Source organism: Williamsia sp. Y712 (assembly GCF_059445525.1).
This window is the reverse complement of the sequence record NZ_JCAIUN010000003.1, coordinates 652058-672458: the sequence shown is the minus strand read 5'-3', so window position 1 is coordinate 672458 and position 20401 is coordinate 652058. Positions and strand designations below refer to the sequence as shown.

The window sequence follows — 20401 nt, the reverse complement described above, 5'->3', positions numbered from 1 at the left end:
GATCAGCGATTGACCGTGGTGCGGGGATGGAGGTAGGGAAGATCGCTCGGATCCAGCGGGAATGTGATGTCGCCAAAGGGTGACAGCGATCCGGAACGATCGGACGTGAATTCACTCACGGCGTGCTCGCCTTCCGGAACCTCAGGCCAACCGTTGTCCACGTACTTCTTCTTTTCAGCCACGGCGGTCATTGTGCCATGACCGGCGCGCATATCATCTACTGGATGAGCCCCGACCAGCCAATCAGCCTGGCCGACGACCTCGCCTCGCGCAGCGACGAACAACTGCTTGATCTGTTGCAGGCGCGGCCCGACCTGGCAAGCCCACCTCCTCCGGGTGTTGTGGTCCTCGCCCAGCGGGCGTTGTCGGCAGCCTCGATCAACCGTGCCGGCGAAGATCTGGACCTGCTCGCGGTGGCCGTTCTCGAAACCCTGAGCACATTGCGACGGGAGTCCGGCGGCGAGGCCGTCACCGCCGCTGCCATCATCGAAGCCCTGTCGCAGCGCGGCGATCCGGCCGCGATCCGCGCCCGGATCGATTCGCTGAACGCGCTGGCGCTGATCTGGGGTCCGCAAGAAGCCCTGCGGACCGGACCGCATATGCCTGCTGCGTGGCCCTGGCGCGCACCGCTGGCCACCGCGCCCATCAACCTGTGCGACCTCGAGGAGATCCGGAAGAAGATCGACGCGCTCGGTGAGCGCGAACGCGAACTGTTGACCACGCTGTCCACCGGCCCCGGCCTCGGCCGAACCCGTGACGCCGCACTCGGACCGGACTCGGACCGACCGGTTCCCCAACTCGTTCACCAGGATCTGCTTGTCGTGGTGGACGAGCAAACCGTCGAATTGCCGGTGGTGGTCGGGCAGTTGTTGCGCGGCGAGGATCCGGCCGAGCCCAAGGTTCTGCGCCCACCGGAATTGACCGGCGGCGGCGGCCGCAAGATCGGTCTCGGCGAAGTCGACGCGGCCGCCGCGGGCGAGGCCATGGAGTTCTTGCGGCACAGCACAGATGTGCTCGAGGCACTCGGTGCGCAGCCGGCGACGGTCCTGCGGGCAGGCGGGATGGGAGTCCGCGAGATCCGCCGCCTGACCAAAGCGGTGGGCGTGGACGAGAAGCGGATGGGGCTGGTGCTCGAGGTGCTGGCGGGCCTGCGCCTGATCGACTCCGGCTTCCCCGAACCAGACCTGTCCGACGGTGTGGAACCGTCGTGGGCACCAACAACATCCGCCGACAGCTGGATCCACCAGAGCACCGAACGACGCTGGCTCTCGATCGCGTCGGCGTGGATCGACCTGCACCGTCGTCCGTGGCAGATCGGCGATCGGACACCGGAAGGCACGATCATCGGCGCGCTGGTCGGTTCGATTTCGGAGGGCGCCGCACGCGCCGAACGAATGCTGGTGCTGCAGGCACTGGCCGAGGCCAAACCCGGTGCCGCTGTCGGCCCCATCTCGGTCGGGCGGCAGATCGCCTGGCGTCACCCCCGGTGGATACGCCGGTTGTCGCAGACCACTATCGCCGAGACACTCGCCGAAGCACAGGCGTTGGGCCTGGTCGCCCACGGAGCGCTGACATCCGCGGGCCGTGAGATCGTCGCCACCGGTACCGCCGAGGACATCGAGTCCCAGACAATCGCCGCGATGGCACGGTCCATCCCGGCCCCCATCGACTACTTCCTTGCTCAGGCAGATCAGACGATCACCGCACCGGGTCCGCTGACACCCGAACTGATGGCCGACCTCAGCCTGGTCGCAGATCTCGAATCCGGTGGCGCCGCATCGGTATATCGGGTCTCGGAAGCAACCGTCCGACGTGCACTCGACGCCGGCCGCACCGGCACCGAGTTGCTCACCTTCTTCACTTCTCATTCGAAAACGCCGGTGCCGCAGTCGATCTCCTATCTGATCGACGATGTCGCCCGTAAACACGGACAGCTCCGGGTCGGCGTCGCCAGTACGTTCATCCGATGTGAGGATCCGACGACGCTGGCCGCGGTGCTCAGCTCCCCGGTCGCCGAGGAACTCTCGCTACGCGCGCTGGCTCCGACCGTCGCCGTGACGTCCGAACCACTGATCGGCGTGCTCGATCACCTCCGGGCGGCCGGGTTCGCCCCGGCAGGCGAGGACGCCACGGGCGAACTGGTGGACCTGAGGTTCCGTGGCGCGCGGCTGCCGACACCGCGCGAACGCCAGAGTGCCCGCAAACCGTCGCTGTCGCTGCCGAGCCGCGATCGGCTCGGCGCGGTGGTCACCCACATGCGTTCGCAGGATGCCGCCAACTCCGCAACTCTGGTCCGTCCCGGGAAGGGCGGCTCCTCGGTGACCGGCGGCGGACTGCCTGCCACCGCGCTGTTGCAGAAAGCACTGAATTCGAAGAGCACGGTTCGGCTGGGATATGTCAACGCGGAGGGCTTTGCGAGCCGTCACGTGGTGGTCCCCCGGTTGATCGGCGCCGGCCAGGTGATTGCGACCGAGCCCGGCACCGACGAGGAGCACCGGTTCTCCCTGCACCGCATCACCACCGTCGAAATGGTCGACTGAACTTCGGCCCGTAGAGAGACGCACGTCACCCCTACGTGGCACAAACGCGCACTTCCCAGGACAATGGTTCCTTGTGACCGACGGACCCCTGATCGTGCAATCCGACAAGACCCTGCTTCTCGAGGTCGACCATCCCCAAGCTGCCGAAGCGCGCGCCGCCATCGCGCCGTTCGCAGAGCTCGAACGCGCACCCGAACACGTGCACACCTACCGGGTGACACCGCTCGCGCTGTGGAACGCCCGCGCGGCCGGACACGACGCCGAACAGGTGGTGGATGCGCTGGTCAGCTTCTCGCGCTACGCCGTGCCGCAGCCCCTGCTCATGGACGTCGTCGACACCATGGGCCGCTTCGGACGACTGCAGTTGGTCAAGAGTCCGGTCCACGGATTGACCCTGGTGAGCTTCGATCGCGCGGTTCTCGTGGAGATCATGCGCAACAAAAAGATCGCTCCCATGCTCGGGGATCGCGTCGACGACGACACCGTCATCGTGCATCCGTCCGAGCGTGGTCGGCTCAAGCAGGTACTGCTCAAGGTCGGCTGGCCTGCCGAAGACCTCGCCGGATACGTCGATGGCGAAGCCCATGCGATTTCGCTCGACGAGAACGGCTGGGAGCTGCGCGACTACCAGCAGTTGGCTGCCGATTCGTTCTGGGCCGGCGGTTCCGGTGTGGTGGTCCTGCCCTGTGGCGCCGGAAAGACGATGGTCGGCGCAGCCGCCATGGCCAAGGCTCAGGCGACCACCCTGATCATGGTCACCAACACCGTCGCCGGCCGGCAGTGGAAACGCGAGCTGATCGCCCGCACCTCCCTGACCGAGGAGGAGATCGGCGAGTACTCCGGCGAACGCAAGGAGATCAGGCCGGTCACCATCGCGACCTATCAGGTGATGACCCGCAAGACGAAGGGCGAGTACCGCAACCTCGACCTCTTCGATTCCCGGGACTGGGGCCTGATCATCTATGACGAGGTCCATCTGCTGCCCGCCCCGGTCTTCCGGATGACCGCCGACCTGCAGTCGCGGCGCCGACTCGGGCTCACCGCCACCCTGGTGCGCGAGGATGGCCGCGAAGGCGACGTGTTCAGCCTGATCGGCCCGAAACGGTACGACGCACCGTGGAAGGACATCGAGGCACAGGGCTGGATCGCACCTGCCGAATGCATCGAGGTGCGGGTGACGCTGACCGACAACGAGCGCCTCGAATACGCCGTCGCCGAACCCGAGGAAAAGTACAAGCTCTGCTCCACCGCGCACACCAAGATCAACGTGGTGAAGTCGATCCTGGAGCAGCACAAGGATTCTCAGACACTGATCATCGGCGCCTACCTCGATCAGCTCGACGAACTCGGTGAGGCCCTGAACGCTCCGGTGATCAAGGGCTCCACCAAGAACAAGGAGCGCGAAGAGCTGTTCGCCCTGTTCCGCACCGGCGAGATCCAGACGCTGGTGGTGTCGAAGGTTGCCAACTTCTCCATCGACCTGCCCGAGGCGTCAGTCGCGGTCCAGGTGTCGGGAACCTTCGGATCCCGGCAAGAAGAGGCCCAACGCCTCGGCCGTCTGCTGCGACCGAAAGCCGATGGCGGACAGGCACACTTCTACTCGGTGGTCTCCCGCGACACCGTCGATGCCGACTATGCGGCCCACCGGCAGCGGTTCCTCGCCGAACAGGGTTACGCCTACCGGATCACCGACGCCGACGACCTGCTCGGCCCGGCCATCGGCTGATCGCCTGTTCTAGTCGGCGGGGCTACCGAAGCAGAATCCGAGCGGCTTGGGACGGTCGAACGTTATCGCGCTGGGGCAACCGGGAACGGTCGTCGAATCAACCCTGGTGAGGACCTTGAGCACCGTGTTGATCTGGCTGCTCCCGACTTCACAGGGCACCTCTTTCATCCCGGTCAATGACGCGACGGGGACCTCGTAGCAGTTGCCTTCCTGAAAGTTGGGGACCAGACAGAGCTTCGTTTCGTCCTCGCCGGTCTGAGTCAGCTCCGAATATTGCTCTCCCCCACACGATTCGGAACGTGAATCGAGCTTCTCGGCGACGATGAAGTTCAGCGGCGAGGTCGTGCCGCAGTCGACGATGTCGAAGTCCGCGTCCGAGTTGGCGCCGGTCACGGTGACGCAGTCACCTGCTTTGACGTCGTCGATGTCGTCGGCCAGGACAACCGCCAGCGCCACCACCGCGATGACGCCTGCGACCAGAACAGCCGCCACCACTGCGAGAACCACCCACACCGTGCGCTTCTTGCGGGGTGGGGGCTGCTGGTAGTTGCCGTACGGACTGCCGCCGTACTGCGGGACCGCGCCGTACGGCGGGGCGACGGGCTGCTGCGGATAGGGCTGACCGGGGAAAGCAGGCGGAGGATAGGCCGGACCGGAAGCCGGACCGTAGCCCGGTGCCGGCGGTGGATACGACTGACCAGGTCCCGGTTGGCCGGGCGTGGCACCGGGGTACTGCTGCCCATAGGGATTCTGTTCTCCATACGGGTTGTTCCCACCAGGACCATTGGGTCCCGGCGCGCCTGGATAGGGACCTTGATCTGACACGCGAAACCCTCCGATGACCGAAATGCTGAGATTCTGAGCGTAACCGCTGACGACCGCGCCGCCGAGGTGAACGATTCTGAGCGCCCGCGCCGCTGTAGCGTTGGACACTGCGAGCATCTGACATCTCAGGAGGCCAACAGACATGCGGACCGTCAAACGGCTACAACCGTTCTCCTCTACGATCTTCGCCGAGATGTCCCAGTTGGCCGCCCAACACGACGCCATCAATCTCGGGCAGGGCTTCCCGGACACCGACGGCCCGGAAACCATGCTCATGGTCGCGCAGGATGCGATCGCGACCGGACACAACCAGTACCCGCCCGGCGCCGGGATCCCGGCGCTGCGGAATGCCGTCGCCCAGCATCAACTCGACCACTATGGGCTGCACTACGACCCCGACACCGAGGTCCTGATCACCGTCGGCGCCACCGAGGCCATCACCGGAGCCGTTGTCGGCCTGGTCGAGCCGGGTAGCGACGTGGTGATGATCGAGCCGTACTACGACTGCTATGCCGCCGCCACCGCGATGGCAGGCGCCAACCGGGTCACCGTCCCGCTGGTTCCGGACGGCGACGGCTTCACCCTCGATCGCGATGCGCTGCACCGTGCAATCACATCCGATATCGCGCTGGTCATCGTCAATTCGCCGCACAACCCCACCGGCACCGTCCTTTCCGGCGACGATCTGCAGGCCATCGCCAACGCCTGCATCGAGAACGACGTGGTGGCGCTGACCGACGAGGTCTACGAGCATCTGCTGTTCGACAACCGCACGCACACTCCACTGGCAACGCTGCCGGGCATGAGGGAACGGACGCTGCGGGTCAGCTCGGCAGGCAAGACATTCAACTGCACCGGTTGGAAGGTCGGCTGGATCAGTGGTCCGGCCGAGCTCGTCGCCGCGGCCCGGACCGCCAAACAGTTCATGAGCTACGTCGGCAGCGGACCGTTCCAGCCGGCCGTGGCCTCCGCGCTGAACACCGAAATGGACTGGGTTCGCCAGTCCGCAACCCGTCTGCAGCGCAGCCGCGATCTCATCACCAGCGCGCTGACCGATGTCGGTTTCGATGTGCACCGCAGCGAGGGCACCTACTTCGTCTGTGCCGATCCCCGTCCGCTGGGTTATCACGACGGTGCGGCGTTCTGCCGCGACCTACCCGAACGGATCGGTGTCGCGGCGGTCCCGGTCAGTGCCTTCGTCGATCACCAGGACCAGTGGAGCCACCTGGTCAGGTTCGCTTTTGCCAAGCGCGACAATGTGATCGAACAGGCCGCAGCGCGGTTGCGCGCCCTGGCCTGAAGGCGGACGCACACTGCTCTTGATGACCCCGTTGGTCAGGCAACAGCAGTGGCACCCCGCACCGGTAGCAGCTTCTTCACCACATCGTTCATGGTCAGCAGACCACAGGTCTGCGCCCCGTCGGTCACCACGGCCAGATGCCCGCGGGTTTCACGCATCGTCTGTAATGCCTCATAGACCGGGGTTGCCGCGGCCAGTGTCAGCACCGGTCGCATCAGTTCGCCTGCAGTGGTGGTCGGCGGCACGGTCAGGCTGTCCCGAACGTGCACCACGCCTTCGATTCCGGTCTTGCCGCTGACCAGCAGCCGCAGGTGTCCGGTGGCGTATCCGGCCGCCCGGATGTCGGCGGCAGTGGCGTTCACGTCGATGGAACTCGGTGCGACGCCGCGGTTCACCAACTCGCCGACGGTCAGATTCTCGAGTTCCAGAGCCACCGCCAGTTGGCCGTGGTACCGCTCGTCGAGTGTTCCCACTGTCGCCGAATGTTCCACGAGATGCCGTAGCGCGTCCGAATCCTGGCCTGCGTCAACCTGATCCACCGGCGTCACACCGACCTTGATCAGGAGCCAGTTCGCCATTCTGTTCAATGTCAGCAGCAGTGGCCGCGTGAGCCACATGAATCCTCGCATCGGCAATGCGAGCATGGTTGCTGACTTCTCGGGATGGGCGATCGCCCATGATTTCGGTGCCATCTCCCCCACCACGAGGTGCAGGAAGGTGACGATGATCAGTGCGAGAACGAATCCCAGGACATCGGCGAGCCATAGTGGGGCACCCCAGTCATCGAACATCGGGGTGAGCCAATGGTGCACAGCCGGTTTGGTCACCGCTCCCAACGCGAGGGTGCAGACGGTGATGCCCAGCTGCGAACCGGCCAGAAGTACCGACAGCTCCGATGCGCTGCGCAACGCTGCCCGCGCCGCTCGGCTGTCCGGTGCGGCATCCTCGAGTCGATGCCGCCTGGCGGCGATCAACGCGAACTCGACGGCGACAAAAAATGCCGACGCCGCGATCAGCGCCACCGTGATGGCCACGACGACCCAGGGGTTACTCATCGTCGACTCCCTTCGTCACCGTCAACGTGACGAACAGCGTTGCGGGAACATGCGATTCGATCGATGTCACTTCGGCGATCAGCTTGCGTACCGGAGCGTCCTCGTCACTGACCAGATCGGCCGGGTCCGGTTGGAGTTCGATCTCGATGCGCTCTCCGACCTCGGGCAGTCCGGCATATCGGGCGACAACTGCGCCCGCCAGCGTCTCGAAGTCACCTTCGGGCAGGCTGTATCCGACGATCCGTTCGACCTCATCCACGTGCAGGTCACCGGGCATCGTCCAACCATCCTCGGCATTGCCCGCCACCACTGCGCCGCCTTCGGGGTCGTGCTCGTCGGCGATCTCACCGACCAGCTCCTCAGCGATGTCTTCGACGGTGATGACGCCGGAGAATCCGCCGTATTCGTCGACGACCAGTGCCATCGCATCGGATTCCTCGGTCAGGTGGGCCAGCACCTGCGGAAGCGGCAACGTGGTCGGCACGACCACCGCCGGTCGTGAACGCGACAAAGCGGTACCCGTTGTCGGGTCCTCGAGCAGATCGTGCAGGTGGATCACACCCAGCAGGTCGTCCGACGTCGAACCGATCACCGGATACCGGGTGTGGCCGGTACCCATCAGTTCCACCACATCGGCCACGGGTAGGTCGGCATGCACCGTGCCCACCCGGGATCGCGGGATCATGGCGTGTTCGGCTGTCCGCGTCGGGAAGTCGAGGATCCGGTCGAGCAACGTCGACAACTCGGCAGGCAATTCGCCGGCATCCCGCGAGTTCGCGACGATGTGTTCGAGGTCGCGTGCGGTCGCCGAGTGTTCGACGTCATGAACCGGCTCGATCCGCAATGCGCGCAGAAGCAGATTCGACGATTGGTCGAACAGCCAGATCAGCCAACCGAACAGCCGGAGGTACAGCGTTGTCGACATCGCCAACCACCGTGCGACCGGTTCAGGGCGCGCAATGGCGAGGTTCTTCGGGAACAGTTCACCGAACAACATCTGCACCAGCGTCGAGAAGGCGACGGCGATGATCGCACCGATCGCGATGCCGGCACCGGTCGGGATGCCCACCCCACCCAGCAGCTCACCCAGGCCCTTGCCGATGAGGGGTTCGGCGACATAGCCGACGAGGAGGCCGGTGACAGTGATGCCCAGCTGCGCTCCGGAGAGCATGAATGAAGTGCGCCGCGTAACGGTGAGTGCACGGGCAGCACCGATGTCGCCGGCCTCGGCGCGCGCCTTGAGTCGCGACCGGTCAACAGACATATATGCGAACTCTTGGGCAACGAAATAGCCGGTGAGCGCGGAGATGAGAAGTACAACGAGGATGCCGAGAGCGATGGACACGAGCGTCAACGCGGAGTCGACCCCGCTTCGGCCGTCAGGTCAATGTCGAAGGGTCTATCTGTGCGCGGGGCGCTGGCCATGGCTCTTTCTGCGGTTGAGCGGGTCGATACCACCGTGCCCGACAGGCACCAATGGTAATGGGTTGGTAAATAAACTGCGCTCTAGCATACCGGATGGGAAATTTGTCGCACATACGTTCTAATCGCGCTAAGGTGGACCGATGAGTCCCGGACGTCAGGTGTCGCTGTTCGAGGATCTGAGTGACACCTCCATACCCACGCTGAACCCGCTGCTGGGGAACGTGATCCGTCGTGAGCTCTCCGATGGCGCCTGGGTTGATCTGCGACCGGCCTGGGTCGGCGGCGCCGACGAGGTCTTCGACCGACTGCACGCAGATGTTCCGTGGCGCGCCGAAAGACGGCAGATGTACGACCGCGTTCTCGATGTCCCCCGCCTTGTCCACCAATACCCCGACGCGGGCAATGGCCCCCATCCGATGCTTGGCACGTGCCGCGACGCTCTGACTGACCACTACCGCGCAGAACTGCCGGAGGGATTCGCGTCGGCCGGATTGTGTCTGTACCGCAACGGCAATGACAGCGTCGCCTGGCATGGCGACACCATCGGCCGGGGCAAATCCGAAGACACGATGGTTGCGATCCTCTCGCTGGGTTCGCCGCGTGCGCTGTTGTTGCGCCCGATCGGCGGCGGCGCATCCCTGAAGTTCACACTCGGCCATGGCGACCTGCTGGTGATGGGCGGCAGCTGTCAGCGCACCTGGCAGCACGCCGTACCGAAAACCACGGGCGTCGGACCACGGGTGAGTGTGCAATTCCGTCCCCCAGGCGTCTGGTAATTCAACCCAGCCCGCGAGCGTGCCCAAATCAGCGTGCGCCCAACCGGTTACGCAGCGTTAACATCGCCGTTTCACCACAGACAAACGGCAACCGTAACTTCAGGAGCTACCGGCCAGAACGATTGAGCCGGAACAGTCCGCCCGGCATCGCCGGACACGATCTGGAGCTCCCCTCCAGAAGAGGACATTCACCTCCAGTGGTGGGCGCGAGGGCCATCACAGACGAAAGTTGTCTGGCCCACTGGAGGACTGAATGTACGACCTGCTTTTTCGTAATATCGGACATCTCATGCTGGAGCCGGGTAACGAACTGCCCGACGCCTGGCTGGCGGTGTCAGACGGCCGCGTAGCCGCCTTCGGATCCGCCGGAACTGAGCCCGAAGCGGCCGAAACCCACTCTGTTGGTGGTCGATTGGTGACTCCAGGCCTGATCAACACCCATCATCACATCTATCAGAACCTGACCCGGTCCTACGGTCCCGTGGTGAACGGCTCCCTGTTCGACTGGCTCACGGGCCTGTATCCGATCTGGTCGATGCTCGATGAGGAAGCGGTGTACGTGTCGACGTACATCGGGCTCACCGAGTTGCTGCTCGGCGGCTGTACCACCTCCACCGACCACCTCTACGTGCATCCTCGACCCAATCTGATCGACGCCCAGATTCGCGCGGCCAATGACATCGGCTTCCGGTTCTACCCGACGCGTGGATCGATGTCGTTGTCCGTCAAAGACGGTGGACTTCCGCCGGACAGCGTCACCCAGACCGCTGAGGCGATCCTCGAAGACTCCGAACGGCTGATCAAGCGGTACCACGACCCGAAGCCCGGTGCGATGACACGTATCGGCCTGGCGCCGTGCTCACCCTTCTCGGTCGATGACACGCTCATGCGTGCCACCGCCGAGCTGGCGGAGAAACACGACGTCCGCATGCACACGCACCTCGCCGAGGACACCGACGAGCACACCTACTGCCTGGAAAAGTACGGCCGTACGCCGGTCGAGCACTTCGAGGACGTGGGCTGGGCCGGCCCTCGATCATGGGTGGCGCACTTCATCTTTCCCAGCGACGTCGAGGCCAGGCGGCTGGCGTCGGCAGGTGTCGGCGTTGCCCACTGTCCCAGTTCGAATATGTTGATCGGCGGCGGAACCGCCAAGGTCCGAACCCTTCGTGAGCACGGTATGGCCGTTGGTCTCGGTTGCGACGGCTCGGCGTCCACCGACCACGCCTCGATGTGGCTGGAAGCGCGAACAGCCCTGCTGCTGGCGAGGTTCCAGGGTGGACCTACCGCGATGACGGCCCGCGATGCACTCGACATCGCCACCGTCGGCTCGGCACGATGCCTCGGATGGGACGACGAATTGGGGCGGCTCACGGTGGGATCTCTCGCCGATCTGGTCGCGTGGCACCTCGACCCGGTGTCCCTGGCCGGAGCACTGTCCGATCCCGTTGAGGCATTGCTTCGGTGCGGTCCGGCACGTGCATGGACAACTGTCGTGAACGGCAAAGTTGTTGTCGACGAAGGACAACCGGTATCTGCAGCCCTGCCCGACATGTTGCGTGAACATCGCCGTATCGCCACGCGAATGCAAACGGCCGCCCTGACCTGAGACCGGCGTCTGCGTCTCGCCACACGCTTGCCAGTGCCAACCACAAGTGCTTTGCCCCGCACACGTCTTCACCACAAGGAGAACCCCATGTCCCACGCAGGATTTTCGCTGTCCCGACGGAGTCTGCTCAAGGGCGGTCTCGGTCTCGGAGCAATAGCCCTCGGCGGACCCACGCTGCTCACGGCCTGCTCCGATTCATCGACCTCGGTGGCGGCCGACGGCACCACCTCCATCGACTACCAACTCAGCTGGCTGCCGACCACCGAACACTCCGGTAGCTGGATCGCCTCCGACACCGGCCTGTACGCGAACAACAAGCTCAAGGTGGGTTTTCTCAACGGGGGCCCCAACGTCAGTCCTGACACCGTTGTGATGTCCGGCAAGGCAGCGGTCGGCGGAAGCAACGCCGACGTGGTGGCCAATGCGATCACGCAGGGCGCCGATCTCAAGGTCTTCGGCACCCGATTCCAGAAGAGCCCCTTCTGCATCCTGTCTCTCGCCGACTCTCCCATCAATTCCCCGCAGGAGATGATCGGGAAGAAGATCGGTGTTGCCGCACTCAATGAGACGTCGTTCAACCTGTTGTTGCAGATCAACAACATCGACCCGGACAGTATCGAGGTCGTCCCGGTGCAGTTCGATCCCGCGCCCGTCGTGAACAAGGAAGTTGACGGCCAGGTGGTCTTCGTCATCAACGAGCCCACACAACTCGAGGCCAAAGGTATTGCCACCAACACCTTCCTGTTCGCCGACTTCGGCTATGCGGTCTTCTCGGGCGTCTACTTCGCCAAGACCGAGACCGTCGAGACAAATCCCGAGATGCTCGCCGCATTCCTTCGATCCGAACGACTCGGATGGGAGGCGAATGTGGCCGATCCTGCTCTCGGCACCGATCTGACCCTCAACGTCTTCGGCAAAGACCAGGGCTTCGACCGCGCACAGCAATTGCTCGAGTCGCAGACCCTGCCGCAGATCATGGTCACACCCGACACCGATACCGGCGGACTGCTCACCCTGCCGCCCGCGCTCATCGAGAAGAACATCGCCACGTTGTCCGCGAACGGGATCGACGTGGCCGCGGATCAGCTGTTCACCACCAAGATCCTCGACATGATCTGAGTGGCGGACATGGCGGCAACCCTGATCCTGACCGGGGATCTGATGCCGGAAACATTCTGCGACTTCATCATCGCGCGCGCCGAGGTTCTCGACGTGGATGCGGTGGTCCTGGAGGCCGCCCCACATCGAATCGTCGTGCGGGTACACGGGCAACACGACCTCGTCGGCGCCTTCGAGATGGCCTGCGAGCTCGCGCCCGGAACCAGCGTTGTCCACGATGTCGCTCACCTCGACTGAACTCCAGCAGCGCAAGAGAAAGGAATCATCGAGATGCTCACATCTCACCCGGCCCCGTCCTCGGGTTGGGCACCGGTCGCGCTGAGCCGCGACGTGCTCTCCGGCTCGGCAACAGACACGAAGCTGAGCGGCGCCGGCATCGCACTGTGGCGGGGAGGTGACGGACTCGTCCACGCGTGGGCCGACCGTTGCCCGCACCGCGGTATGCGTCTGAGCCTGGGTTTCGTCCGCGAGAACCGGCTCGTATGCCTCTACCACGGTTGGGAATACGAATCCGCGGGAGGATGCCGACACATACCCGCCCATCCCGATGTCGATCCACCGAGTTCGGTCCGGACCGATCGATACCGTTCCGCCGAACGTTATGGGATGGTGTGGCTGGACGGCCAGACCGGCACCACCAGAGGCGAGCTCGAATACGCCGTCGAGATGCCACCGGAATACCCTGCGACGCCTGCATGTTCGGTGTACCTCGACGCTGCGGTCCCCCGGGTGCTGGAATCCCTCGCCTCCCGTACGGACAACATGCAACATGCGGACAACCTCGTCCACACGACCGTCGACGGCTCCGATCTCGTCATCGGCGTCCAGGTCCGCGACGAGACCACAACCGTGATGCACATCTGCGTCGGCGTCGAAGGCGCCGACCCGGCTCTCGTGCGCCGGATCATTCAGTGGGCACACGCGTTTCGCGATGAGATGAACGCGCATGCGACGGTGGCCTCGTGAGTGACTTGCTGCTCGCCGACTTCGAACTCGACCTCAACTGCTACAAGGTGCGACTGGGGATGGCGCTACTCGGTATCGAGTACACAAAAGTGCCCGTGAACTGTTATCCGGTGGGCCCGGACACTGCAACAGAAGTGCCTGTTCTGCGCCATGGCGACCACACCATACGCGGCGCCGAGAACGCCCTGCTGTATCTGGCGACGGAGTTCGCGACCGACACCACCTGGGCGCCTGGAGAATCCGTGGACGGCTACCGGCTCGCCCACTGGCTCGATTTCTGCGCCAACGCATTCGGCGCGATCACCGTGGCGCGCGATCTCGCCCTGTACAGCATCGACCCACTGGATGAGGCCGTCGGACGCGCGAAGGTGGCTGTGCAACAACTCGATGACCACCTCACCCTGCAGCGGATCGACAATCACTGGGTACTCGGCCCCCAACCCACCATCGCCGACATCGCGCTCTTCGCCGGTGCGGCCCTCACCCGGGACATCGGCATCGACCGCGGGCGCTATCCGGCGCTGCGGTGGTGGCTCCGACGAATGCAGACACTGCCCGGCTTCATCGCGATGCCCGGCATCCCCGTCTTCCCCTGACACCCGAGAAGAAAAGGCTTGCCATGCAACAAAGTGCCGTAGACGCGGTGATCCGTGGCCTCAAGAAGGCCGGTGTGAGCACCGTCTGCTATCTCCCCGACTCGCTGTTCAAGGAGCTCTATCCGGCCCTGGACGCCGACCCCGACATCCGGACGATCCAGGTCACCAACGAGGGTGAGGGTGCCGCCATCTGCGGTGGCATCTTCCTCTCGGGCAAACGAGCTGCTCTGATCATGGAGAACTCGGGGCTGCGCGCCTCAGTCGAACCGCTCGCCCGCATGGGTCTTGGCGCCGGAATCCCGGTGATCATGCTCATGAGCTACCGCGGTGAACTCGGCGAGAACAACTGGTGGGCGGTCCCGCACGGCATCACGATGGAACCCATCCTCGATGCGCTGCGGATCCCTTACCGGATCGTGCGGGAGGAAGACCAGATCGAGCGGTCGATTCACGACGCCTTCGAGTGGTCCTATGCGGCATACCATCATTCGGCGATTGCTCTGGGCGGAGGTCTGGTCCGATGAACGACTCGACAGCAAACATGACACGCTTCGACTGCATGAAGCTCCTCGCCGACAAATTGTCGGACGAACTGGTGATCGTCTCACTGGGGGCCAGCGTGGACGAGTGGTACAACGCCGCACCCCACATGCGCAGCGCCAGCCTGTTTCAACAGCAACTCGGATGCGTCACTCCCCAGGCATTCGGGCTCGCGGTCGGCCTGCCGCACCGGCGCATCATCTCCCTCGACACCGACGGTGGAATGCTCTTCAACCTCGGCATACTCGCAACACTCGCCAACGAACGTCCCCGCAACCTCTTCACCGTGGTGTGGGACAACGAGTGCTACCAATCCATCGGGGGCCCACCGACGCACACGTCGAAGGGCATCGTGAGCATCGCGGCGATCGCCCGTGGCGCCGGCATCGAACACTCCTATACTGCAACAACTCTCGAAGAGTTTGACCAGCACTGCGCGGCGGGGCTGGTGGCCGACGAGCCGTACGTCCTGGTTGCGAAGGTCTCGAGCGTGGTCGAGCCCGGGATCAAACGCAAGCACAGCGACGGACGTGAGGACAAGTACATCTTCGTCCGGCACGTGGAGGCCACCGAAGAGATCACCATCATGGGGCCCAGTGAACACAACTGAGACGTTCGACTACATCGTCGTGGGCGGTGGCTCGGCGGGATGTGTTCTGGCGTCGCGTCTCTCGGAAGATCCCGACGTCTCCGTGCTCCTACTGGAATCCGGGCCGAGCCACGACGGCATCGCCGAGATCGACGAACCAGGCGGCTGGGCGAGGCTGTTGTCCGGGAAGTATGACTGGGGATATGCCTATTCGCCCAACCCGAACCTCGACGGGCGCGCGATCCCGATACCCCGCGGGCGGGTGCTCGGCGGTTCGAGCAGCATCAATGCCATGCTCTGGTATCGGGGCCACCCCAGCGACTACGACGTCTGGGAGGACAGCGGAGCGACAGGGTGGAATTGGGAGTCAATGCTCCCCTACTTCCGCCGCTGCGAGGACTGGGAAGGCGGTGCGTCCGAATTGCGCGGCAGCGCAGGGCCACTGACCATCACCACGCCCGAAAACCCCCATCCGGTCGCCGAAGCGCTGCTCGGTGCGGCCGCGGAACTGGGTTTTCCGGTGCTCGCCGACTCGAACGGCAACGACGTCCACGGCGCCTCGCTGGCAAATCTGACCATCGCGGACGGTCGACGGATGAGCACCGCCCGTGCATATCTGGGGCCCGCGGCGCAGCGGACCAATCTGACCGTGCGGACGGGCTCTCACGTCGGGGCCCTCGAATTCGAAGGTGCCCGGTGCTCCGGGGTGAATCTCGGCGGAACCCTGGTTCGGGCCGAACGAGAAGTGATTCTGTCGGCCGGTGCGATCTCGAGTCCGCACCTGCTGTTGCTCGCCGGTATCGGCGAACCCGAACACCTGCGGGCACACGGCATTCGGGTCCGAAGTGATCTGCCGGGTGTGGGACAGAACCTCCAGGACCACCCACTGCTGATGGGGGTGAACTTCGCCGCCCGCCTGCCGATGGGACCGGTGCGCGACAACGGCGGCGGCGCCATCCTGAACTGGTGCTCCACACCGGAGCAGTCACTGCCCGACCTGCACGCCTTTGTCGTCCAGGGGCCACACGCGACGCCCGAAGTCGCTGCGACGTACGGCCTTTCAACATCCGACAACGTGTTCGCGGTCTCACCCGGGCTGATGCGGTCGCACAGTGTCGGACAGTTGACCCTACGGTCCGCCGACCCGGAGACGGCACCGGAGATCGATCCCCGGTATCTGTCCGACCCTCGTGACCTGACGGCCCTGGTCGCCGGACTCGACACCATCATGGATCTGGCGCAGACCGCACCGTACCGAACGCTGATCGAGCGACCGATCGCACCCGATCGTCGTCTCACCGGCGCCGAGCGCGCGGCGTTCGTACGAATGAGTTGTTCGACGTTCTTCCACACCGCAGGCACCTGCGCGATGGGTACGGGTCCCGGAGCCGTGGTCGACTCCGAGCTGCGGGTGTACGGGACCGAGAACCTGCGCGTTGTGGATGCCTCTGTGATCCCCACATTGCCCTCGTGCAACACCAACGCACCCGTCGTCGCGCTCGCCGAGCGCGCGGCAGATCTGATCGCCGGAAGGAACGCCGCATGAGCACACTTCTCACCGCCGATGCCGTGGTCACCGTGGACGCCGCCCGCACCGTGATCCCCGATGGCGCGGTACTGGTCGACGGTAACCGGATCATCGCCGTCGGACCCACCGATCAGCTCACGGCCACGTATCCCGAAGCCGAGGTGACCGCACTGCCCGGACGCCTCCTCATGCCCGGACTCATCAACGCGCACAGCCACTCCGGGCTACTGCGCGGAACCGCCGAAGCGCTACCGGTCTGGGAATGGCTCCGCGTACACATCGACCCCATGCACCGGGTCGTCACCGCTGCTGAAGCCGAGGCGGCGTCCTGGCTCTGCTATGCGGAAAGTGTGCTGTCGGGTACCACCACGGTGGTCGACATGTGGCGGCACATGCATGGCAGCGTCGCCGCCGCCACCGGGGTCGGGAACCGGCTTGTCACAGTCAATTACGTGGGCGCCCATCCCGACTTCGACTACTTCGACACCCTCGACGACAACGAGCAACTACTGCAACGCAGTCAGGGTGCGGCAAACGGCCGGGTCTCGGTCTGGGTCGGACTCGAGCACGTCTTCTATGCCGACGCCGCCGGCCAACGCCGGGCCATCGACATGGCGCGCGACTACGACACCGGGTTCTACACACACTGCAGCGAATCCGAGATCGAGATCGCCGAGTTCGACAAGCGCTACGGCAGCAGGCCGATGAGGGCGCTGGAGCGACTCGGATTCTTCGACGTCCCGCGCACCATGCTCGCGCACGCGGTCTGGCTCGACGACGACGAGATCGCGTTACTCGCGCAGCGTGGTGTCGCCGTCGTCCACAACCCGGTGAGCAATATGAAACTCGCAAGCGGGGTGGCACCGATCGAGCGCCTGCTGGCCGCCGGTGTGACCGTCGGGCTCGGTACCGACGGGGAGAAGGAGAACAACAACCTCGACATGTTCGAGGAGATGAAGGCCGCCTCCCTTCTCGCGAAACTGTCCAGCGGGGATGCCGCCGCCCTGGACAGCTGGAAGGTGATCGAGATGGCCACCATCAACGGCGCCAGGGGCCTCGGCCTCGACGCCGACATCGGCTCGCTGGAGCCCGGCAAGAAGGCCGATCTGATCGCGGTCCGCACCGACACCCCGCGGATGACACCGTTCTTCCCCCAGGGTCCCTATTTCAACCTGCAACACAACCTGGTCCACGCCGTGCGCGGCTCGGATGTGGATCTGACGATGATCGACGGTCAGGTGGTGGTGCGCGACGGACAGCTGGTGTCGCAGGACCTGCCGGACATCATCGCCCGCGCTCGGGGCGTCGTCCCGGGCCTGTTCGAACGGCGCGCGGACTGGCTCGCCGAGCACGACGATCTGGAAGGAGTCTTCGGTGCCCACGATTGACGACGTCCACACCGATGAACGCAGCGACGACGGCCGCTGCGACGATCCGGTGGTTCTCGACCAATGGTATGCGGTGTGCGCCCGCAACGAACTCGACGACGGCGCCATCACCACACGTCTCCTCGGTGTCGAATTGACCTGTATGGCGGACGATCCCGATGTTCCACTGGTTCGCGCCGACGGAGCCGAACTGCCCGTCCGTCTGCGATACGGGTTCGTCTGGACCACGCTCGGCACCCCGGCCGGGGACATCTTCGATCTCCCCGAATCACTGGAGCCTGATCGGCGCTACGTGCCTTGCGGATGGATCACGATGCGGACCTCACCCGGCCGGGTGGTGGAGAACTTCCTCGACATGGCGCACTTCCCGTTTGTGCACCCCGGGATCCTCGGCGGTGAATCGAACACCGAAGTGGCCAAGTACGAATCGGAGATCCGCCGCGACACCGACGAGGTGTGGGCCACCAACTGCACGTTCTTCCAGCCACAGGTCAGCGCGAGTTCCGAGGGTGCGTTCGCACAATTGTCCTACCGGGTCCCGGCACCGTATCTGGTGGTGCTCTATCGGGTGTCACCGGCAGACCCGACCCGGCAGGACGCGATCGCACTGTTCATCCAGCCGATCACCCAAACACTCTGTCGTGCACAGCCGGTGATGTACCTGGTCGATCAGGAGGCCGCCTTCACCGATCTGCTCCACTTCGAGCAGACGATCTTCCTGCAGGATCGCATCATCGTCGAGAATCAACGCCCGCTGTTGCTCCCACTGGATCCGCGCGACGAAATCCCCACCCGAGCAGACGGTTCATCCATCACCTATCGACGCTGGCTCAAGGCGAAGGGCCTGCGATACGGCGCAGTCCCCTTACCACCCGCCCGCAGCCGCCGAGGAGCAGACGCATGAACACCTCGACCACAGTTCCTCGCCATAGTGCCGAGTTCCTGAGTACCTCACCCAAAGCACTGCTGATCGGCGGCGACTGGGTTCCGGCAGGCAACGGCGTATTCGAGAGCCGCGATCCGGCCTCCGGCGAGCTGCTCGCCGAGATCGGTTGTGCATCCGCCGCTGACGTCGACCAGGCGGTGCGCTCGGCCCGCGAGGCGCTGACCGGACAGTGGGCGAAGTGCACCCCTACCGCGCGCGGAAAACTGTTGTGGCGGTTGGCAGACCTGATCGACGAACACGCCGACGAATTGGCCGAGCTCGAGACCCTCGACCAGGGCAAGACCTGGGCCACGTCCCGTTTCGCCGAGATACCCTCTGCTGCAGAGCAGTTCCGGTACTACGCCGGCTATGCGAACAAGATCTCGGGAACCACCATCAACCCGTCGATCACGTACCAGCCGGAGGGCCGGAAGGTGATGGCGCACACCGTGCGCGAGCCCATCGGGGTCGTCGCGGCGATCGTGCCATGGAACTCTCCACTGCTGATGGCGGCGATGAAGCTCGCGCCTGCCCTGGCGGCCGGCTGCACGGTGGTACTCAAACCCGCCGAAGACACCAGTCTCACCGCCATCCGGCTCGGCGAACTGATCGTCGCCGCGGGCTTTCCGGCCGCAGCAGTGAACATCGTCACCGGCGACGGTGACGTGGGACGCGCACTGGCGCAGCACCCCGGTGTCGACAAGGTGACCTTCACCGGTTCCACCGAGGTCGGAAAGAAGCTGGTGGCAAGCGCCGGTGGCACCAATCTCACCCGGCTCACGCTGGAACTCGGTGGCAAGTCACCGGTGGTCGTACTCGACGACGCCGATATGTCGATCACGATTCCCGGTGTCGCCAGGGGCATCTTCGCCAATGCCGGGCAGGTCTGTGTATCCGGTTCACGGGTGTACGTCGCGCGCAGCGCATATCAGGAACTTGTCGACGGTCTCGCGGCTGCGGCGTCGTCGATGCGGCTCGGTCACGGGCTCGACCCGGCCAGCGATCTCGGTCCGCTCGTCAGTCGGACGCACCGGGCGCGGGTTGCCGAGTACGTGGACGACGGCGTGGCCGGTGGAGCCGAAGTCGTCACCGGCGGCTCGGTCGTGGCCGGTGAAGGCAGCTTCTACCGACCGACCGTGATCACCGGAGCCGGCCCGGATATGGCGCTGATGCGCGAGGAGATCTTCGGACCGGTGGTGGCGGTGACCGCGTTCGACGACATCGACGAGGTCCTCGGCTGGGCCAACGACACCGAATACGGGCTCGCCGCCAGTGTGTGGACCCGCGACTTCAGCGCCGCCCATCGGCTGGCGGCAGACGTGCGGGCCGGAACGGTGTGGATCAACTGCCACTCGTACTTCTCACCCGAGCTACCGAAAGGTGGCCACAAGCAGTCCGGTTGGGGCGTGGAGAACGGCGCGGCCGGCCTCGACAACTATCTCGAGTCGAAGACGATCTGCATGATGGTGTGAGGGGGTCGAGAGATCTCGGCTC

General features: G+C 64.8%; 19 protein-coding genes. 15 read left to right on the top strand and 4 right to left on the bottom strand.

From position 1 onward, the window contains the following. Nucleotides 1-2: 2 nt before the first annotated feature. A complete protein-coding gene (locus AC1D75_RS22455; RefSeq protein WP_495517524.1) occupies nt 3-191 on the bottom strand; it encodes a hypothetical protein in 189 nt (62 codons plus the stop codon). 6 nt (nt 192-197) lie between these two features. On the opposite strand from AC1D75_RS22455, the gene AC1D75_RS22450 reads away from it, so the two are divergent. Together AC1D75_RS22450 and AC1D75_RS22445 are read left to right on the top strand one after the other, a co-directional pair. Then, nucleotides 198-2540: a helicase-associated domain-containing protein gene (locus tag AC1D75_RS22450; protein WP_495517523.1), complete on the top strand. Its 2343-nt coding sequence runs from the start codon at nt 198-200 to the stop codon at nt 2538-2540. A gap of 73 nt (nt 2541-2613) precedes the next feature. Then, nucleotides 2614-4266, top strand: coding sequence for a DNA repair helicase XPB (locus tag AC1D75_RS22445; protein ID WP_495517522.1), 1653 nt, complete (start codon nt 2614-2616; stop codon nt 4264-4266). Between the two features lie 9 nt (nt 4267-4275). Here the strand turns inward: AC1D75_RS22445 and AC1D75_RS22440 are convergent, their stop codons facing one another. Continuing rightward, nucleotides 4276-5199 carry an LppU/SCO3897 family protein gene (locus tag AC1D75_RS22440; RefSeq protein WP_495517521.1) on the bottom strand — a complete coding sequence of 308 codons (924 nt, stop codon included), beginning with the start codon at nt 5197-5199 and terminating at the stop codon, nt 4276-4278. A gap of 34 nt (nt 5200-5233) precedes the next feature. On the opposite strand from AC1D75_RS22440, the gene AC1D75_RS22435 reads away from it, so the two are divergent. Further along, on the top strand, nt 5234-6391 hold the full coding sequence (locus AC1D75_RS22435) for a pyridoxal phosphate-dependent aminotransferase (protein WP_495517520.1): 1158 nt from the start codon (nt 5234-5236) through the stop codon (nt 6389-6391). 35 nt (nt 6392-6426) lie between these two features. On the opposite strand, the gene AC1D75_RS22430 is transcribed toward AC1D75_RS22435, so the two are convergent. Together AC1D75_RS22430 and AC1D75_RS22425 are read right to left on the bottom strand one after the other, a co-directional pair. Next, entirely contained in the window at nt 6427-7446 is a 1020-nt protein-coding gene (locus AC1D75_RS22430) for a hemolysin family protein (RefSeq protein ID WP_495517519.1), read from the bottom strand. Beyond that, nucleotides 7439-8800: a hemolysin family protein gene (locus AC1D75_RS22425; RefSeq protein WP_495517518.1), complete on the bottom strand. Its 1362-nt coding sequence runs from the start codon at nt 8798-8800 to the stop codon at nt 7439-7441. Before AC1D75_RS22425 ends, AC1D75_RS22430 begins: the two co-directional genes overlap by 8 nt. Before the next feature lie 211 nt (nt 8801-9011). Between AC1D75_RS22425 and AC1D75_RS22420 the strand changes: the two genes are divergently transcribed. The 12 genes from AC1D75_RS22420 to AC1D75_RS22365 all read left to right on the top strand — a co-directional run bounded on the left by AC1D75_RS22420 (nt 9012) and on the right by AC1D75_RS22365 (nt 20379). Then, nucleotides 9012-9647 carry an alpha-ketoglutarate-dependent dioxygenase AlkB gene (locus tag AC1D75_RS22420; protein WP_495517517.1) on the top strand — a complete coding sequence of 212 codons (636 nt, stop codon included), beginning with the start codon at nt 9012-9014 and terminating at the stop codon, nt 9645-9647. Nucleotides 9648-9936: 289 nt separating this feature from the next. Then, a complete protein-coding gene (locus AC1D75_RS22415) occupies nt 9937-11256 on the top strand; it encodes an 8-oxoguanine deaminase (protein WP_495517516.1) in 1320 nt (439 codons plus the stop codon). A gap of 87 nt (nt 11257-11343) precedes the next feature. Further along, the gene (locus AC1D75_RS22410; protein WP_495517515.1) at nt 11344-12375 is read left to right on the top strand and encodes an ABC transporter substrate-binding protein; all 1032 of its coding nucleotides are present in this window, start codon (nt 11344-11346) and stop codon (nt 12373-12375) included. A 9-nt stretch (nt 12376-12384) separates the two neighbouring features. Then, nucleotides 12385-12612, top strand: coding sequence for a hypothetical protein (locus tag AC1D75_RS22405; RefSeq protein ID WP_495517514.1), 228 nt, complete (start codon nt 12385-12387; stop codon nt 12610-12612). A gap of 33 nt (nt 12613-12645) precedes the next feature. Then, nucleotides 12646-13341, top strand: a complete 696-nt coding sequence (locus tag AC1D75_RS22400; RefSeq protein ID WP_495517513.1) for a Rieske 2Fe-2S domain-containing protein — start codon at nt 12646-12648, stop codon at nt 13339-13341. Continuing rightward, the gene (locus AC1D75_RS22395; RefSeq protein ID WP_495517512.1) at nt 13338-13937 is read left to right on the top strand and encodes a glutathione S-transferase family protein; all 600 of its coding nucleotides are present in this window, start codon (nt 13338-13340) and stop codon (nt 13935-13937) included. Before AC1D75_RS22400 ends, AC1D75_RS22395 begins: the two co-directional genes overlap by 4 nt. Nucleotides 13938-13960: 23 nt before the next feature. Beyond that, nucleotides 13961-14461, top strand: a complete 501-nt coding sequence (locus AC1D75_RS22390; RefSeq protein ID WP_495517511.1) for a thiamine pyrophosphate-binding protein — start codon at nt 13961-13963, stop codon at nt 14459-14461. Then, nucleotides 14458-15087, top strand: a complete 630-nt coding sequence (locus AC1D75_RS22385) for a thiamine pyrophosphate-dependent enzyme (RefSeq protein WP_495517510.1) — start codon at nt 14458-14460, stop codon at nt 15085-15087. Before AC1D75_RS22390 ends, AC1D75_RS22385 begins: the two co-directional genes overlap by 4 nt. Beyond that, nucleotides 15074-16612: a GMC family oxidoreductase gene (locus AC1D75_RS22380; RefSeq protein WP_495517509.1), complete on the top strand. Its 1539-nt coding sequence runs from the start codon at nt 15074-15076 to the stop codon at nt 16610-16612. The genes AC1D75_RS22385 and AC1D75_RS22380 overlap by 14 nt, the downstream gene beginning before the upstream one ends. Beyond that, on the top strand, nt 16609-17982 hold the full coding sequence (locus AC1D75_RS22375) for an amidohydrolase family protein (protein ID WP_495517508.1): 1374 nt from the start codon (nt 16609-16611) through the stop codon (nt 17980-17982). Before AC1D75_RS22380 ends, AC1D75_RS22375 begins: the two co-directional genes overlap by 4 nt. Next, nucleotides 17969-18886 carry an aromatic ring-hydroxylating dioxygenase subunit alpha gene (locus tag AC1D75_RS22370; RefSeq protein WP_495517507.1) on the top strand — a complete coding sequence of 306 codons (918 nt, stop codon included), beginning with the start codon at nt 17969-17971 and terminating at the stop codon, nt 18884-18886. Before AC1D75_RS22375 ends, AC1D75_RS22370 begins: the two co-directional genes overlap by 14 nt. After that, a complete protein-coding gene (locus tag AC1D75_RS22365) occupies nt 18883-20379 on the top strand; it encodes an aldehyde dehydrogenase family protein (protein WP_495517506.1) in 1497 nt (498 codons plus the stop codon). The genes AC1D75_RS22370 and AC1D75_RS22365 overlap by 4 nt, the downstream gene beginning before the upstream one ends. Nucleotides 20380-20401: the final 22 nt, after the last annotated feature.

Coding starts and splice junctions, on each gene's coding strand:
- AC1D75_RS22420 (WP_495517517.1), top strand. CDS start 9,012: ATGAGTCCCGGACGTCAGGTGTCGCTGTTCGAGGATCTGAGTGACACC.
- AC1D75_RS22450 (WP_495517523.1), top strand. CDS start 198: ATGACCGGCGCGCATATCATCTACTGGATGAGCCCCGACCAGCCAATC.
- AC1D75_RS22375 (WP_495517508.1), top strand. CDS start 16,609: ATGAGCACACTTCTCACCGCCGATGCCGTGGTCACCGTGGACGCCGCC.
- AC1D75_RS22410 (WP_495517515.1), top strand. CDS start 11,344: ATGTCCCACGCAGGATTTTCGCTGTCCCGACGGAGTCTGCTCAAGGGC.
- AC1D75_RS22455 (WP_495517524.1), bottom strand. CDS start 191: ATGACCGCCGTGGCTGAAAAGAAGAAGTACGTGGACAACGGTTGGCCT.
- AC1D75_RS22430 (WP_495517519.1), bottom strand. CDS start 7,446: ATGAGTAACCCCTGGGTCGTCGTGGCCATCACGGTGGCGCTGATCGCG.
- AC1D75_RS22405 (WP_495517514.1), top strand. CDS start 12,385: ATGGCGGCAACCCTGATCCTGACCGGGGATCTGATGCCGGAAACATTC.
- AC1D75_RS22435 (WP_495517520.1), top strand. CDS start 5,234: ATGCGGACCGTCAAACGGCTACAACCGTTCTCCTCTACGATCTTCGCC.
- AC1D75_RS22365 (WP_495517506.1), top strand. CDS start 18,883: ATGAACACCTCGACCACAGTTCCTCGCCATAGTGCCGAGTTCCTGAGT.
- AC1D75_RS22400 (WP_495517513.1), top strand. CDS start 12,646: ATGCTCACATCTCACCCGGCCCCGTCCTCGGGTTGGGCACCGGTCGCG.
- AC1D75_RS22415 (WP_495517516.1), top strand. CDS start 9,937: ATGCTGGAGCCGGGTAACGAACTGCCCGACGCCTGGCTGGCGGTGTCA.
- AC1D75_RS22385 (WP_495517510.1), top strand. CDS start 14,458: ATGAACGACTCGACAGCAAACATGACACGCTTCGACTGCATGAAGCTC.
- AC1D75_RS22390 (WP_495517511.1), top strand. CDS start 13,961: ATGCAACAAAGTGCCGTAGACGCGGTGATCCGTGGCCTCAAGAAGGCC.